At 63.2% G+C, this 653-nt stretch carries 1 protein-coding gene; it reads left to right on the top strand.

The genetic code is table 11. The features are described 5' to 3' along the window. The coding region (locus NLI84_RS18850; protein ID WP_255992372.1) for an FtsK/SpoIIIE domain-containing protein at positions 1-653 on the top strand (653 nt) is incomplete at both ends.

Below are 653 nucleotides of genomic sequence, written 5' to 3'. Positions count from 1 at the left end.
TCGGGCAAGTCGGTCGGGGTCAACGCGATGATCCTGTCGCTGCTGTATAAGGCGAGCCCGGAGGAAGTGCGCTTCATCATGGTCGACCCCAAGATGCTGGAGCTCTCCGTCTATGACGGCATCCCGCACCTGTTGGCGCCAGTGGTCACCGACATGAAGCTCGCCGCCAACGCGCTCAACTGGTGCGTGGCCGAGATGGAAAAACGCTACCGGCTGATGAGCACGATGGGGGTGCGCAATCTCGCCGGCTTCAATCAGAAAGTGAAGGATGCGGAGAAGGCCGGGCAAAAGCTCACCAACCCGTTCAGCCTGACCCCGGACGATCCGGAACCGCTCACCCACCTGCCCTTCATCGTGGTGGTGGTCGATGAGTTCGCCGATCTGATGATGGTGGCCGGCAAGAAGATCGAGGAGCTGATCGCCCGGCTGGCACAAAAGGCCCGGGCCGCCGGCATCCATTTGATCCTGGCGACGCAGCGGCCATCGGTCGATGTGATCACCGGCCTCATCAAGGCCAACATCCCCACCCGCATCGCGTTCCAGGTGTCGAGCAAGGTGGACAGTCGCACGATACTGGACCAGATGGGCGCCGAGGCGCTGCTGGGCCAGGGCGACATGCTGTACCTGCCGCCGGGAACCGGTTACCCGCAGCG

This window comes from Chitinolyticbacter albus, assembly GCF_024437655.1.
Classification (GTDB): domain Bacteria; phylum Pseudomonadota; class Gammaproteobacteria; order Burkholderiales; family Chitinibacteraceae; genus Chitinolyticbacter; species Chitinolyticbacter albus.
This window is presented reverse-complemented; position numbering and strand designations above follow the sequence as displayed.